The following is a 14,243-nucleotide window of genomic DNA, read 5'->3' on the forward strand; positions in this document are numbered from 1 at the left end:
TGCCGTTATAGCTGCAGCGGCTCTATGCTGAGGTGTTCGGCTGCGGCTTCTGGCGTGGCATTTTTCAGCCAAGGGACGAAGCCTAGGTGCGGGAATGACAGCAAGTGTTTAAGGGTGTCGAGGTTTTCTTCTACGGCGTACATTTTCGGATCTACTTGGGAGGCAACCCAACCGGCAATTTTAACGCCGTCACGGGTAATGGCTTCGGCCGTTAACAAGGCGTGATTAAGGCATCCAAGCTTCATGCCCACTACCAATATCACCGGGCATTTTAGCTCTTTGGCTAAGTCTGCGGTGGTCTGGGTCGATGTCAGCGGAACCCGCCAACCCCCAGCCCCCTCAATCACACAAAAATCGGGTTTTACGCCACCGGGGCGAGACATAAGAGCACCGCGGGTGTAGCCCACCAACTGCGCTACAGACAGCCGCTTTCCTTCATGCATGGCCGCTATATGGGGCGCCATCGCCTCCGCCAGAATAACCGGGTTCACCTGCTGGTAATCAAGCGCTAAGGTTGCGACCTGCTGGAGTAACAACGCGTCTTCGTTACACAAACCCTGCTCGGTTTGCAGGCCACCTGCAGCCAGTGGTTTTAACCCCAGCGTATGCAGCTTTTTACCGGCAGCGAGCGTTAATAGCGCCGCCGATACAAGGGTTTTACCAGCATCGGTATCGGTGCCGGTAACAAAGAACGTTTGGGTCATTAGGATTTCTTCAGGTAGAGGTAATACACTTCATAACGCGCAGGCAAACCACGATCGGGGTCCAGCCAAGCATTGTATGCTTCTTGTAAACGGGAGAAAGTACGGCGGCCCATTAACCCCTGTTGTCGCCCTTCATTGATGGTGTGTGCTCCTATGCCCTTCAGTTCGCGCATCAGATGAATCACATCGTGATAGTAAAGTACCGGTGTTTCAGACTTGTACGCCATGATGGTAAAACCCGCTTCTTCGGCAATGGTTTTAATTACATCCAGCGGCATAAATTGGTTCACATGGGCAAATTCATCCACCTGCTGCCAGGCTGATCGCAACTCAAACAGGGTTTCTGGGCCTAAGGTGGTAAACGCAAACCAGCCACCGGGCTTCAAAGCTCTGTGCATTTCGGAAAACAATTGCTGCGGATTTTCGCTCCACTGCACGGTCAGGCTGGACACACAACCATCAAAACTCTCGTCTACAAACGGCAGCGACTCCATATCCCCTAGGTGCCACTGAATTTCTTCGGCCACACCAATTTCTTCAAATTTCTGCTGGGCTTCTTCGAGCATACCTTCAGCAATATCGAGTGCGTGTAAACGCCCCTCTGGCTGAGTAATGGAAGGAAATTGTTTCACTAAACGCTCGATGCAATAGCCTGTTCCACACCCCAGATCGAGCAGCGTCTGGCCTACCGAATCATCGGTACCCACACTGAACTCTACCAGTGAATCTACCACCCGCTTTTGTAAGCGCGCGAGTGTGTCGTAATTTTTCGCCGCGCTGCTAAAGGAGTTAGCAATGCGCTTTTTACGCTGGCTCAAACGTGAAGGCTGGTGCTGTAAAAAAGAGTTAATCGCAGCGGCCGTCTGGATAGAGTGGCTAATATGCGGAGCGTGACCGGCGCTGTTGATGACTTCTACCCAGTGGCTTGACGCCAAACGCTGAACCATACGTGCGGCACCCGCCGGTACTAATGCATCACCGCGGCCAAATATGTGTAGCCCCGGCTGTGTAAGATTGCGCAGTGGCATGCGGTTATCCAGTTGTTCAAGGTAGCCAAGCGCTTTCGACCAGCTGTCTACTGGCCCGTCTACACCGTATTCCTTTAGCGCATCGGTAACCCGCTTGCGCTCACTGTCACCCATAGTTTGCAGCGCAATAAATTTTTGCATGGTGGCTTCGCTATCGGCGTTAAAGCTTTGCTGGAAGTCCTCAAACACACTACGCTCCATGGCGTACTTCCAGGGCTTCTTCGAGCTGCTGATATCCAGCTCTTCTTTTACAAACAGTGGGTTGCTGGCAATGGTGATCAAACGCCCTACTTTTTCTGGGTGACGACTGGCTAACTGGGTAGCAACCATACCGCCAAGCGACCATCCAATTAAGGTCGTGTTGGCGGGCAACTGACGAGAGACCTGTAGAATCAAGGTTTCTAGGTCGTCTATTCCCGCGTCGGCGTTAAACCCAAAGCCGGGCAGGTCAATAAAGACCATTTCTCGCTCGTCACCAATGGCTTCTAACAGTGTGGGCAAAAAATTGTCCCACATACGGCTGTCGCAGCCCCAACCGTGGAGAAACACCAATGTTGAGCGATCGGCCACAGGGTTCGATGGGTGCACTTCTTTTTTAGTTAGCAATTTATTACTTACCTTATTGTTAAGCGTCTGGCCTTTTTGGGATGGAACGGCTATCGCTGCATCTGCTGGGCTCATAATTATGTGTCTCCCTGAGTATTGGCAGAAGATAACGCCTGTAGAAGCTCGGCTACCTGGGTTTGCGTATGCTGCGCAGTCAGAGTAACCCGCAAACGGGCGGTACCTTCCGGCACTGTTGGAGGCCGAATAGCACTGACCCAGAATCCCTGCTCGGCTAACGCTTGCGACAGTGCCAGCGCCGCTGCATCCGAACCCACAACCACCGGCTGTATCGGTGAAGACGACTCCATCAGTGCCAGCCCTTGGGCGACACAACCTTCCCGAAACTGCGTTATTAACTGCTGCAGATGTTCGCGACCTTCGTCTGCGGCGACCAGCAATTTAAGGCTGGCACGGGTGGCGGCAGCAACCGCCGGTGGTAAAGCCGTGGTGTAAATATAGGGACGTGAGAACTGGATCAGGCTTTCGATGAACACCTCACTTCCGGCTACAAAAGCACCAAAGGTGCCAAAAGCCTTGCCGAGCGTACCAATCAATACCGGTACTTGTTGTTGATTCAGCCCAAATAGGTCGACAACTCCGCGGCCTCCGACGCCAAGACAGCCAAATCCATGAGCGTCGTCAACCATTGTCCATGCACTATGTGTTTCGGCAAGCTCGGCCATTTCTGAGAGTTTTGCGAGGTCGCCATCCATGCTAAAAACGCCGTCAGTCACTAGCAGCTTACGCCCGTGGTTACTGGCCTGCAGGCGTTTTTCTAGGTGGGCCATATCGCTGTGCCGATAACGCTGAAAATCGGCATTCGATAGTAAAGCACCATCGATTAACGAGGCGTGATTGATTTTGTCTTGCAAAACCAAGTCACCCTTCCCAACCAGCATATTAATTACGCCCATGTTGGCCATATACCCGGTAGAAAACAGCAGTGCGCGCTCGCGGCCGGTAAATTCAGCAAGCTCTTCTTCCAGTTTGTGGTGTTCGGCCGAGTGTCCATTAACCAAATGTGACGCACCACTGCCCACTCCAAAGCGACTCGCGCCCTCTTGTAGTGCAGAAATAACATCCGGGTGGTTAGCGAGCCCCAAATAGTCGTTACTGCAGAAATTAACCAGATCACGACCACCTTCGCGCATGATCACCGATTGGGGGGATTCTACGATTTTACGTACCCGATACCGATGCTTAGAAAGGCGTTCGTGTAGCTGTGATTTTAACGACTGTTCAAAACTCAAAATGCTACCTTAGGAAGCCCGAAGAGTGGCAGGGAAAGAGCTTGATGCTGGAGTGGTTGTTTCAAAACCTTTAATTCACAGATGAATTAAAGGCACCTCAGGGAGTATTCATGTACTTTTGAAACGACCACCCCAGTGACAAGCGGTTGGGTAGTAATGAGGCTCAAACGCTACCCCAGGTATTCATGCTGGCAGGAATGACCGATAAGCTTAGGGGCACCCCAATTAATTCGCCGCGTCGTAAAAAAACTTGTCCATCTCAGCCTTAGCCACTTGCTCGGAAATGGCCTTAGACTGCTCCAGGTCTGTTTCCCGCTCCTCACGCGCCTCTGGCTTAATACCCAACCGCTGAAACAACTGCATATCTTTGTTGGCTTTCGGGTTTGGCGTAGTGAGCAGTTTTTCACCGTAGAAAATTGAATTCGCACCGGCAAAAAACGCCATGGCCTGCATCTGGTCGTTCATATCTTCACGACCAGCCGACAGCCGAACATGGGACTTAGGCATCATGATCCGCGCTACAGCCACAGAGCGAATAAAATCGAAGGGGTCCAAATCTTCCTGCTCTGCCAAAGGCGTACCGGCCACTTTCACTAACATATTGATCGGCACCGATTCCGGGTGATCGTTCAGGTTCGCCAATTGCAGCAATAAACCAATGCGGTCATTCTCGGTTTCGCCCATACCCAAAATACCACCGCAACACACCTTCATCCCCGCAGAGCGAACATTATCTAGGGTGCTTAAGCGGTCTTCGTAAGTGCGGGTGGAAACAATACACTTATAGTATTCAGGCGAGGTATCGAGGTTGTGGTTGTAATAGTCTAGGCCAGCGTCTTTCAACTCTATAGCCTGCTCTACACTGAGCATACCCAGCGTCATACAGGTTTCCATGCCCATGGATTTTACCCCTTCAACCATCGACTTCACATACTGCATGTCTTTGGCTTTAGGCGAGCGCCAAGCAGCCCCCATACAAAAACGGGTAGCTCCACTGGCTTTCGCCGCTTTAGCTTCTTCTATAACCTTTTCCACCGCCATCAACTTCTCGCGCTCCAGGCCCGTATCGTAGCGCGCGCTCTGGGGGCAGTAGGCGCAATCTTCGGGGCAAGCACCGGTTTTAATCGAGCACAGGGTACTCACTTGCACTTCGTTGGGATTAAAATGCTGGCGATGCATCCACTGTGCTTGAAACAACAAATCGTTAAATGGCAGGTCAAACAATTGCTGTACTTCAGCGCGGGTCCAGTTGTGTCGAATGGGCTCAACAGCGGCGTTCATGGCGATCCTCAACGAATGGAAGGTTGTTTTAGAAGAGCGGACAATAAAGACGACAACCAATAGTTGTCAACTTAAAACCGATTTTAAAGTTTACAAACAAAAAGGGCCAGCAGATGGATCAAAAAACAACCGCTTCACCCCGGCTAACCCGGCTGCTTGATACGCTACTGCCAAACCATTGCTATTTATGTGACCACCCCAGCTCCCTCCCCCTATGTAAAGACTGCAGCGAGGAGCTCCCGACTATCGGCATCGCCTGTAAGGTCTGCGCGTTACCCATGGTAGCCAGCAGCGAATACCTGTGTGGCGAATGCCTGAAAAAAAACCCTACTTTTGACCGTGTATATAGCCCTCTAAACTACAGCGGACAGGTGCCCACCTTAATCAACCGCTTTAAACACCGGGGACACATCCAAACGGGAAAACAATTGTCCGAGTATTTACTGCAAACCTGCATACACGCTGCAGATCGCCCCGACGCGCTGGTGGCCGTACCCCTGCATTGGCGACATCAGCTAATGCGTGGCTTCAACCAAGCAGAGGTTATTGCCAAGTATCTGGCAAAACGGCTGGACATACCGCTCATACACCCCCTCCGAAAAGTTGCCGCCACTCGCCATCAGCAGCAGTTAAACCGTCGCCAAAGAATGGTTAACAACCAACACGCCTTTAACCTCAGGCATACCGTTGACTACAGCCATTTGGCCATTGTGGATGATGTAATGACAACCGGGGCCACAGCGGAAACACTTAGCGCGATATTCAAACGCAACGGTGTACAAAAAGTAAGCGTATATGCCTTAGCACGTACACCTAAGCCGTAATATCATTCATCCAAAGCAGAACACGCGCTCCCAAGTTTGACTTCAGGCAGTTAAAACCACTATTTTATGCATCACTTAACGAATCAAATTGCGTATCCGTTAACTAACGTCAATAATTCAGGAAACCACCTTGCGTCTAGGCCTCTTGATGAGCGAACGCCCTAACTTACCCTCTTTTATAAAAGAGGCCGAACTCACTGACGTCTGTGGAGCCTTCCTTGTTTTTATTAGCCTACTGGTACTCGCTGGCTGGCTTAGCGGGTTTCAGCCGCTAACATCGTTCTCCATCGATTCCTCCCTGCCCACAATGAAAGTAAACACGGCCATCGGTTTTCTTATGCTGGGTATGGGCCTGTTCGCCCTAGGTCGTAACTATCGCCAACCCATAGCTTTGTCAGCCATTACGGTATTGCTGATTTCCGGCTGCGCACTGGTGGAGCACCGTTTCGGCATTGTACTGGGGGTAAACGACTTGTTTATCGACGACAACTGGTCAGTAGCTGCGCCAGGGCGCATGTCGCTTGCCACTGCCATCAGCTTCGGGTTTGCCGCTACGCTGCTGCTCACCCATGGCAACTTATCGGTTAGGCACCCGCACCTATACAACTTGCTGCTGTTTTTATTTGCCCTACAGCCACTCGTCATAATTAACGCGTATATTTCCGATATAGAATTGCTATCAAGATCAACATTGTTCAGCACCTTCAGCCTACCCACTACAGTCGCCTTCAGTCTGTTCTTCGTCGGCATAATTGGCGCCTCTCAGCATGGAGCCTTGGGTCTGCTCAACGGAACATCGAAAATTGCCCGGATGTTTCGCTGGACATTCTTCACCATCATTCTGATGTCCATTGCGCTGGGTGGTATAACCGACTGGCTGATACAAGACCAAATAGACCATCAGCTTGTTGCGACAGCATTTCTCCACTCCACTATTGTGCTCTCATTACTTTTCATTTTCGGACTAGGCTTTTTACACCTGAGCGCGATGGAGCTACAAATATCACTGGAGAAAGTCAGCAGTGCCCGCTTAAACAACGACGAACACGCATTACTGGATATCTTTTCCGCCAGCGACGACGGCATCATTCTGGTCGATGAACGAAGACGCATCATGCGTGTAAATGAAGGCGCCGGTAGTATCTTTGGCTGGCAGCTAGAAGACCTACTAGGCAAACCGCTAGAAACCCTGATGCCAGAGCGCTACCGAAAAAAAGACATTGGCATGTTTCACGACTTTTTGCTGTCTAACGATCGCACTCGCTGCTTCGACGACCAAGGTAAAACCCTCGGTTTAACTCGGCAGGGTTACGAAAAACACTTATCCATTTCACTTCACAAGTGCAGAAAGATATCCGCCTCTGGCGACATTATCGAGCTACACGCTCAACCCCAAGAGCAATTCCAAACCGAAACCGAAAAAAACCACAAACAAGAAAAAGCAACAGAACTGTTTGCCGTTGCCATATTCCGTGAACTCGGGGGCCTAGAAACAGAAATGGCCGAACTCAAACGCCACCAGCACATAGACAAACTCACCGGCCTGCCCAACAACGAAGAGTTTGAACGCTATAGCCAAAAGTTTGCCAGCCAAACACCACGCAAAGATGACAGCTATACCTGCCTGATGGTTATCGACCTCGACAGCTTCAAGCTCATTAATAAACGTCACTCTCGCGACTTCGGCGACCGAGTGTTACAAACAATCACTACCACACTGAAACATCGCCTCCGCACCACCGATAAACTTTTTCGCTACCAAGCAGACGAGTTTGTAATGGTGTCTGCCAACACCCCGCCCGCTGAAGCCGAGCTGATGGCAGAGCGCATGCGCACCTCGGTAAAAGTATCACCCACTAAAATGGAAGGCCGAAATGTTTACGTTACTTGTTCAATTGGGGTGATTGTGACCAACGAGGTTGGTTTCGACCTCAAACAGACCATCCAGCAGCTATCGGAATCCGTGCACGAAAGCCGAGAAATTTGTAAAGACAAGGTGACCATTTTTTCCTGAGCCGAGATTTGCTATTGTCTCACGCTACACACACCTCTCAGTGAACCTACCTTGACACAAACGCCATTTGAAAATCTCAACCCCGACAGAGTCATCGACGCCATAGAAAGCCTAGGCTACCTCTCCGATTTACGCGTATTTCCACTCAACAGCTATGAGAACCGCGTTTACCAGTTTGGTATTGAAGGCGGCGACCCCATCATCGCCAAGTTCTACCGCCCACAGCGCTGGAGCGAGGCTCAAATTCGAGAAGAACACAGTTTTTCGCTCGCGCTAGAAGAAGCGGAAATCCCTATCGTTGCGCCCCTACAACGCGATGGAGAAAGTCTTTTTAGCTTTGGTGAACACCGTTTTTCGCTTTACCCAAGGCGCGGCGGCCACGCTCCAGACCTAAGCGACCTCGAAACCCTTTACCGGCTCGGTCAACAACTCGGTCGCCTGCACGCGATTGGCAAGCTCAAAACCTTCGACCATAGGCCAACCCTCAGCCTGCAAAGCTTTGCCATTAATAGCCGTACCTTTTTGATAGAAAACGACTTTATTCCCCCCAGCCTGCTGGATGCTTACACCACCCTTAGCCAGCACCTGATTGAAAAAATGACCACCATTTTGGAGACAACCCCCTTCAAACCGCAGCGACTGCATGGCGACTGCCATCCGGGTAATATATTACTGCGACCGGATTCACTCTGGCTGGTAGACCTAGACGATGCACGCAATGGCCCGGCCATACAGGACTTGTGGATGTTGCTCTCCGGGGATTACTCGCAGCAATGTATTCAGTTAGCTGAAGTGGTTGAAGGTTACGAAGAATTTTGCGAATTCGAGCGCCGAGAAATACCCTTAATTGAAACCTTGCGTACCCTTAGGCTTATGCACTACGCCGCCTGGCTAGCGCGCCGCTGGCACGACCCGGCTTTTCCTCAGGCTTTTACGTGGTTCAACAGCGAAAGATACTGGGCGGAACATATTCTGGAGTTGCGCGAACAGTTTGCGGCACTGGATGCCATACCGCTGAGATTACCCGACCGCTAGAAAATCCTCGAACCAACCGAGACTATCACCATGGACGAAAAAGCTACCCTTAAATATGCGCTTCTAAAGCCCGAGGCCACGGAAGATTTTCCGTTTGGCCCCGAGGCGCGAGTATTTAAAGTACGCGACAAAATGTTTGGGCTGATCTCCCACTGCGAATGGCAAGGAAAGGCTGCAATAGCCCGCCTAAACCTCAAATGTGAACCCCAGCAAGCACTAATGCTACGCGACATTTTTCCATCTGTACTACCCGGCTACCACATGAACAAAAAACACTGGAATTCAGTGATATTGGACGGCTCCGTACCACAGGGCGAAATCGAACGCATGATCGACCACTCCTACACATTGGTCGTAAAAGGCCTCAAAAAAAATGACCGAACGGCCATGGAAATACGCTGGGGAGTAGACACCCTATACCGCTAACCCGCTCGCCCCGCTGTGATGGCAAAATCACCGGCCGGATGGTAAAGTTACACCCCGATTTTGTTGGTGTTCGCCGATACAAACACAACAAACCCATTATGAAATCAGTGGTTTAGAATGACGGCGGCTGCCAAGCCACTTTCGCACAACCTGCAACAATACAGACGCTACCTATGAAAGAACTCTCAGACATTGGCCTGGTTGGCCTCGCCGTTATGGGTGAAAACCTGATTCTCAACATGGCCAATAAAGGCTTCACTGTTACCGCCTATAACCGCACAACCCATAAAGTTGATGCCTTTCTTGCTGACCGTGCTGCAGGCAAGAGTATTCGGGGTGCCCATTCCGTAGAAGAGTTGGTGCAGTCACTGGAACGCCCTCGCAAGGTAATGCTCATGGTAAAAGCGGGCCCGCCCGTGGATGCTTTCATCGAGCAGATACTGCCTCACCTTGAAGAAGGCGACATTATTATCGATGGTGGCAACACCCACTTCCCCGACACCAATCGCCGCGTGGAGTACTGTGCAAGCAAGGGCATTCTGTTTGTTGGTGCCGGTGTATCCGGCGGTGAAGAAGGCGCCTTAACCGGCCCCTCCATTATGCCCGGCGGCGCCAAAGCCGCCTGGGAATCCGTAAAACCGATTTTTCAGAGTATCTGTGCCAAAGTGGACGACGGCACCCCCTGCTGTGACTGGGTAGGCGACAACGGCGCCGGCCACTTTGTAAAAATGGTACACAACGGTATTGAGTACGGCGACATGCAGTTAATCTGTGAAGCCTACCAAATCATGAAAGACCTGCTCGGCATGAGCGCAGACGACATGCACGCAGTATTTGCCGAATGGAACAAAGGCGAACTAGACAGCTACCTCACCGAAATTACCCGCGACATTCTCAAAGTTAAAGACGAAGACGGCGCACCGCTGATCGATAAAATTCTCGATACGGCAGGCCAAAAAGGTACCGGCAAATGGACGGGTGTTGCCGCATTGGAAATGGGCGTACCTCTCACCCTTATTGGCGAAGCGGTATTTGCCCGCTGTCTGTCGGCTCAAAAAGAAGAGCGCGTGGAAGCGGCCAAAGTTATTTCAGGCCCAACACCCCAATTTGACGGTGATAAAAAAGCCTTTATTGAAGACCTGCGCAACGCCTTGCTTGCATCCAAGATTGTGTCCTACGCACAGGGCTATGTATTAATGCGCGAAGCCGCAGCAGAATACGGATGGAAACTAAACAACGGTGGCATCGCTCTTATGTGGCGTGGTGGCTGTATTATTCGCTCGGCCTTCCTCGGCAACATCAAAGAAGCCTTCGACAACAACGCAGAACTGTCGAATCTACTGCTCGACCCGTACTTCCAGCAACGTGTAGAAGCGGCTCAGCAGGGCTGGCGTAACGTAGTGGCCACGGCCACTCTAAATGGCATACCTGCACCCGCGCTAACTTCGGCGCTATCCTACTTTGACGGTTATCGCACAGCTCGCCTGCCAGCAAACCTTCTACAAGCGCAGCGCGACTTTTTCGGCGCACACACCTACGAACGTATAGATAAACCACGCGGTGAATTTTTCCACACCAACTGGACTGGCCGAGGCGGCGATACCGCTTCGTCCACGTACAATGCTTAACAACTTACTAAGCACCCAATAAAAAAGCCCGCAAATGCGGGCTTTTTTTGGTTTAGATGTTATTGGTTTATGCACGCTTGGTGTAAATCTTTCGGCTGCATAAAACGCACCTATTCACACACAGCATCGCTGACCAAGTGGTGCACTTCGAGCTGAATTCGCCCATACATTAATGTGCTACAGGTTGAGATGCCGCTATTTTTTGCTGAATATGCCCATCCAAAAACAACGCAACAGCCGCCACCTTCTTAACCGCCCGCACCGAAAGCGTTGCGCCAGTAATGCCATTAATGTGACGATCCAACACCGGCTTTCCACGCTTGCGCTGTAGCTGCGCATTGTCAAATTGCTCAGTAAAAAAAGCCTGTTGTACCTCGCCGCCACGGGTTTCTCGGTACTCCAGAATATCGACCTGCGCTATTGCACCGCTGGCCACCACTACACCGATAGTAATGGGCCGCTCTTTACCGATTTCATCGAGCACCCAGGCAGTGCGATTACCCAGGTGCCAATAGCGTAGCCGCAGCTGCGGTAAGGTGTAATCGAATTGCTGCTGCACGTTGGTTTTAATGTCGGCAGTTAGCCACAGCGTACTCAAACTGGGTGCGTTACCACTGCTGCTTAGAGCGCCCTCAGTAAAGGCACTGGCAAGAAATTCCTCGGTGGACACTAACGGCGCGCCATGGCTCAAGCCCGCCAGCACACAGCAACAGATAGCAAAAAACAGTGGTGACAAACGCAGCACAAAAACTCCCGAATAGGGTTTAATAAACCCCTTAATCAACAACAATAGCTCGAAGCCCCTAAAGGCGCCGAATTTTAGCACAAAGTGATTCCCAGCTCGCTGCCACTCAAGCAACTCCACTCAACCACCACTGCATTTGAATCGGTATACGCAAAGCCTATTCGCCCGTGGTACTTGCACACCCCGTTGCCTAATCGGCTTATACACTTCACATTGAACGGACAAAATTCTTAGGCAAAAAAGAATAAAGAGCACTAGCTGGCGCCAATCTTGCGTCATTCAAACCAGTTCCACTGTAATGTCAATGTGGCTTAAGTTTTTACGTTTATGCTGAAATGAGTAGCCCTAGATACCACCGCCAAAAAACACAACAACGTATCAAAAAGGTGCCGCCATACAGCCTCTAAACACCAGCGTTCAGCTGGATAATTGCCACATTCAGTAATTACCGCCACACGCCTGGCAACGAGGTAAATAAATATGCTGAAAGTTACACCCTACCGCCAGCAATACCAAAAAATTCAAAGGCTTAGCAAAAATCGCCTAAGCCTAACCACCCTCGCACTGTGCATGCTGCCCAGCCTAGTGTTTGCACTGGGTCTTGGTGAAATACGCACATCAAGTTACCTCGGCGAGCCGCTGGTAGCTCAGATTAATCTGGTTAACTTACCCCCACACCTCGACGCCGACAGCCTTTTTATTCGGCAATTACACAGCGAAGAAGCCAAAACCCTGGGTGTCGATATTATTGCCAACTGGCAACAAATAGATTTCAGTTTCAACCCCGAAAGTAGTCAGTACCAAGTACAGGTCAATTCGCGCAAGCCCATCCGTGAGCCCTACATTAACTTTTTAGTTGAAGTTATATGGCCGCAGGGCAAGCTCTACCGAGAGTACACCCTCTTTTTAGACCCAGCAGCCCTCGCCGGTAAGCGGGCGAATGCAGCCAAATCGCCTGAGCGCGCACTATCAGTTACCCGTCAGATAACATCCAAACAACAGCACCTAGCTGCGCTAATAGACGAAAACAACCAGCTGCGCGAGCGAGTTTTACAACTGCAAAGCCTTGAACTCCTGCTCCAGCAACACACGGCTCTTATACAGCAACGACATAACCAGCTTGCGCAAAACCATGGGCAGGTTACTGAGCCGTCAACCGCTATAGTTCAGATTAATGCTAGGGCTTCTGCGCTGCTGACGGCTGATAGAAGCTCGCATTCCGAGGCGATGGCGAGCACATTATTTGCGACCGCAAAATCATTGCGGCCACCCGTGAATAACCCCCAGCTTAACGAGAAATTTGGGGCTTTGGTTTTCAGTGGTAGCGCTCTGGCTCTGCTGTTGGCCTTTTCACTAACCCGCTCCTTACGCAGCAAAAATACTAGCCGCTTGCACTATGCCCAACCAAGACCGTGCAGCCAGTCCTCAACTCACGACTATACCCACAGCCGCCCAGGCAAACAGGCGCAATGGGCCGATGAAGAAGAACCGACTCAAAACACGTCTACCGAATCAATAGACGAAATAGATGAAATGCTAGTGGACTTAGAGCTAGAACCCAGCGTTAAAGAGCGGCTACAACAGGAGCTCGCAGAACCTCTAGTCAGCCTCTGCTCGCTAGAGGCGCCCGAAAAAGAGGCCCGCGATCAGCTCGTACAAAGCCACATCCAAGAAAAAGTAAGCCACTACAATCGCGAAAGCCCCAATACCCACAAAAAAGAACAAATGCTGGAAGAAATTCCCATAGACCCTGAAATGGAAGCCTATCTAAAACTATAGAACCCACTCCCACCTAGCCATGTTAGGCGGGTGGGGCTCGGCTTTTCCGTGCAGCAAACAGTATTGTCAACAACCCGTTTCGACAACTAAGGCACCTACCCCTTGCACAACTTACTCAGCTTAAAGACAAATTAGCCGCCTAAAAACAACCCGGTGGCCCGGCCAACACCACTCCAACTGCAAGCAAGCGGCCCATCACGCCAAACACGGCGCTTTAAATTAGTGTTCACAGGCCCTAATATCCACACCCGTTTGGCTATTGTCTTCCAGCACTCAGGAATCAGCGCATGAAATTGTTTTACAGCACAACCTCGCCTTTTGCCCGTAAGGTCAATATGCTTTTGAACTACACTGGGCTAATTGACCAAACGGAGCTAGTACTGACAAATTTCGAAAGCGAAGAGCTGCGTGAGCTTAACCCTCTCGGTAAAATTCCAGCACTGGTAGCAGGGCAAACACGCCTGTTCGATAGCCCCCTTATATGTGAATACCTCGACGAAAAATTCGAGGAGTCTGGAAAGCTCAGTGTGTTTCACTGCGGCCGTGGAGACTACTACAGAGTGCAATCTGCCCATGCGCTAGCGAATGGCATACTGGACGCTGCGGTAAACAGCGTATTTGAATTAAAACGCGAAACTGAACACTCCCCATATTGGCTTGGGCGCTGGAAAACCGCACTTGAGGCCGCTGTAACCCATACAGACCTTGAAGTACTGGGCAACTCAGAAGACGTTAATATCGCCACCATCAGTATGGTTGCCGCACTAGGGTATCTGGATTTTCGCCTCGCCAAGCACTTCGACTGGCGCAGCCTTAACGCAGAACTGGCCGCTTGGTACGCCAGCATCAAAGAAGAACCCTGGGTATTGGCCACTGCGCCCAAAGACAGCTGATTTAAACCTAAAAAAGGCCCGCCACCTCTT

12 protein-coding genes are annotated in these 14,243 nt (G+C 50.9%); 7 read left to right on the top strand and 5 right to left on the bottom strand.

Annotated features, from left to right (window positions below; genetic code table 11):
- Positions 1-5: 5 nt before the first annotated feature.
- The 4 genes from bioD to bioB all read right to left on the bottom strand — a co-directional run bounded on the left by bioD (position 6) and on the right by bioB (position 4,869).
- Positions 6-704 (bottom strand): dethiobiotin synthase, encoded by a 699-nt coding sequence (gene bioD, locus H5336_RS06960; RefSeq protein ID WP_185232696.1) that lies wholly within the window; start codon positions 702-704, stop codon positions 6-8.
- Positions 704-2,413, bottom strand: coding sequence for a malonyl-ACP O-methyltransferase BioC (gene bioC, locus H5336_RS06965; protein WP_185232698.1), 1,710 nt, complete (start codon positions 2,411-2,413; stop codon positions 704-706). The genes bioD and bioC overlap by 1 nt, the downstream gene beginning before the upstream one ends.
- Positions 2,414-2,415: 2 nt before the next feature.
- The gene (bioF, locus tag H5336_RS06970; RefSeq protein ID WP_185232699.1) at positions 2,416-3,588 is read right to left on the bottom strand and encodes an 8-amino-7-oxononanoate synthase; all 1,173 of its coding nucleotides are present in this window, start codon (positions 3,586-3,588) and stop codon (positions 2,416-2,418) included.
- A gap of 225 nt (positions 3,589-3,813) precedes the next feature.
- Positions 3,814-4,869: a biotin synthase BioB gene (gene bioB / locus H5336_RS06975; protein ID WP_185232701.1), complete on the bottom strand. Its 1,056-nt coding sequence runs from the start codon at positions 4,867-4,869 to the stop codon at positions 3,814-3,816.
- Between the two features lie 113 nt (positions 4,870-4,982).
- On the opposite strand from bioB, the gene H5336_RS06980 reads away from it, so the two are divergent.
- The 5 genes from H5336_RS06980 to gnd all read left to right on the top strand — a co-directional run bounded on the left by H5336_RS06980 (position 4,983) and on the right by gnd (position 10,796).
- Positions 4,983-5,693, top strand: coding sequence for a ComFC family protein (locus H5336_RS06980; protein ID WP_185232703.1), 711 nt, complete (start codon positions 4,983-4,985; stop codon positions 5,691-5,693).
- Positions 5,694-5,841: 148 nt separating this feature from the next.
- Positions 5,842-7,707 carry a sensor domain-containing diguanylate cyclase gene (locus H5336_RS06985; protein ID WP_185232712.1) on the top strand — a complete coding sequence of 622 codons (1,866 nt, stop codon included), beginning with the start codon at positions 5,842-5,844 and terminating at the stop codon, positions 7,705-7,707.
- A gap of 51 nt (positions 7,708-7,758) precedes the next feature.
- On the top strand, positions 7,759-8,742 hold the full coding sequence (locus tag H5336_RS06990) for an SrkA family protein kinase (protein ID WP_185232722.1): 984 nt from the start codon (positions 7,759-7,761) through the stop codon (positions 8,740-8,742).
- Positions 8,743-8,772: 30 nt separating this feature from the next.
- The gene (locus tag H5336_RS06995) at positions 8,773-9,168 is read left to right on the top strand and encodes an MmcQ/YjbR family DNA-binding protein (protein ID WP_185232724.1); all 396 of its coding nucleotides are present in this window, start codon (positions 8,773-8,775) and stop codon (positions 9,166-9,168) included.
- Positions 9,169-9,341: 173 nt separating this feature from the next.
- Positions 9,342-10,796 (top strand): decarboxylating NADP(+)-dependent phosphogluconate dehydrogenase, encoded by a 1,455-nt coding sequence (gene gnd, locus H5336_RS07000; RefSeq protein WP_185232726.1) that lies wholly within the window; start codon positions 9,342-9,344, stop codon positions 10,794-10,796.
- A gap of 169 nt (positions 10,797-10,965) precedes the next feature.
- On the opposite strand, the gene H5336_RS07005 is transcribed toward gnd, so the two are convergent.
- Positions 10,966-11,622 (bottom strand): FMN-binding protein, encoded by a 657-nt coding sequence (locus H5336_RS07005; RefSeq protein ID WP_185232728.1) that lies wholly within the window; start codon positions 11,620-11,622, stop codon positions 10,966-10,968.
- A gap of 399 nt (positions 11,623-12,021) precedes the next feature.
- Between H5336_RS07005 and H5336_RS07010 the strand changes: the two genes are divergently transcribed.
- Both H5336_RS07010 and H5336_RS07015 read left to right on the top strand, forming a co-directional pair.
- Positions 12,022-13,320, top strand: a complete 1,299-nt coding sequence (locus tag H5336_RS07010; protein WP_185232730.1) for a type IV pilus assembly protein FimV — start codon at positions 12,022-12,024, stop codon at positions 13,318-13,320.
- 287 nt (positions 13,321-13,607) lie between these two features.
- Complete coding sequence (locus H5336_RS07015; RefSeq protein ID WP_185232732.1) at positions 13,608-14,213, top strand: glutathione S-transferase family protein; 606 nt, start codon at positions 13,608-13,610, stop codon at positions 14,211-14,213.
- Positions 14,214-14,243: the final 30 nt, after the last annotated feature.

The sequence above is a fragment of the Teredinibacter franksiae genome, from assembly GCF_014218805.1.
GTDB classification, from domain to species: Bacteria; Pseudomonadota; Gammaproteobacteria; order Pseudomonadales; family Cellvibrionaceae; genus Teredinibacter; species Teredinibacter franksiae.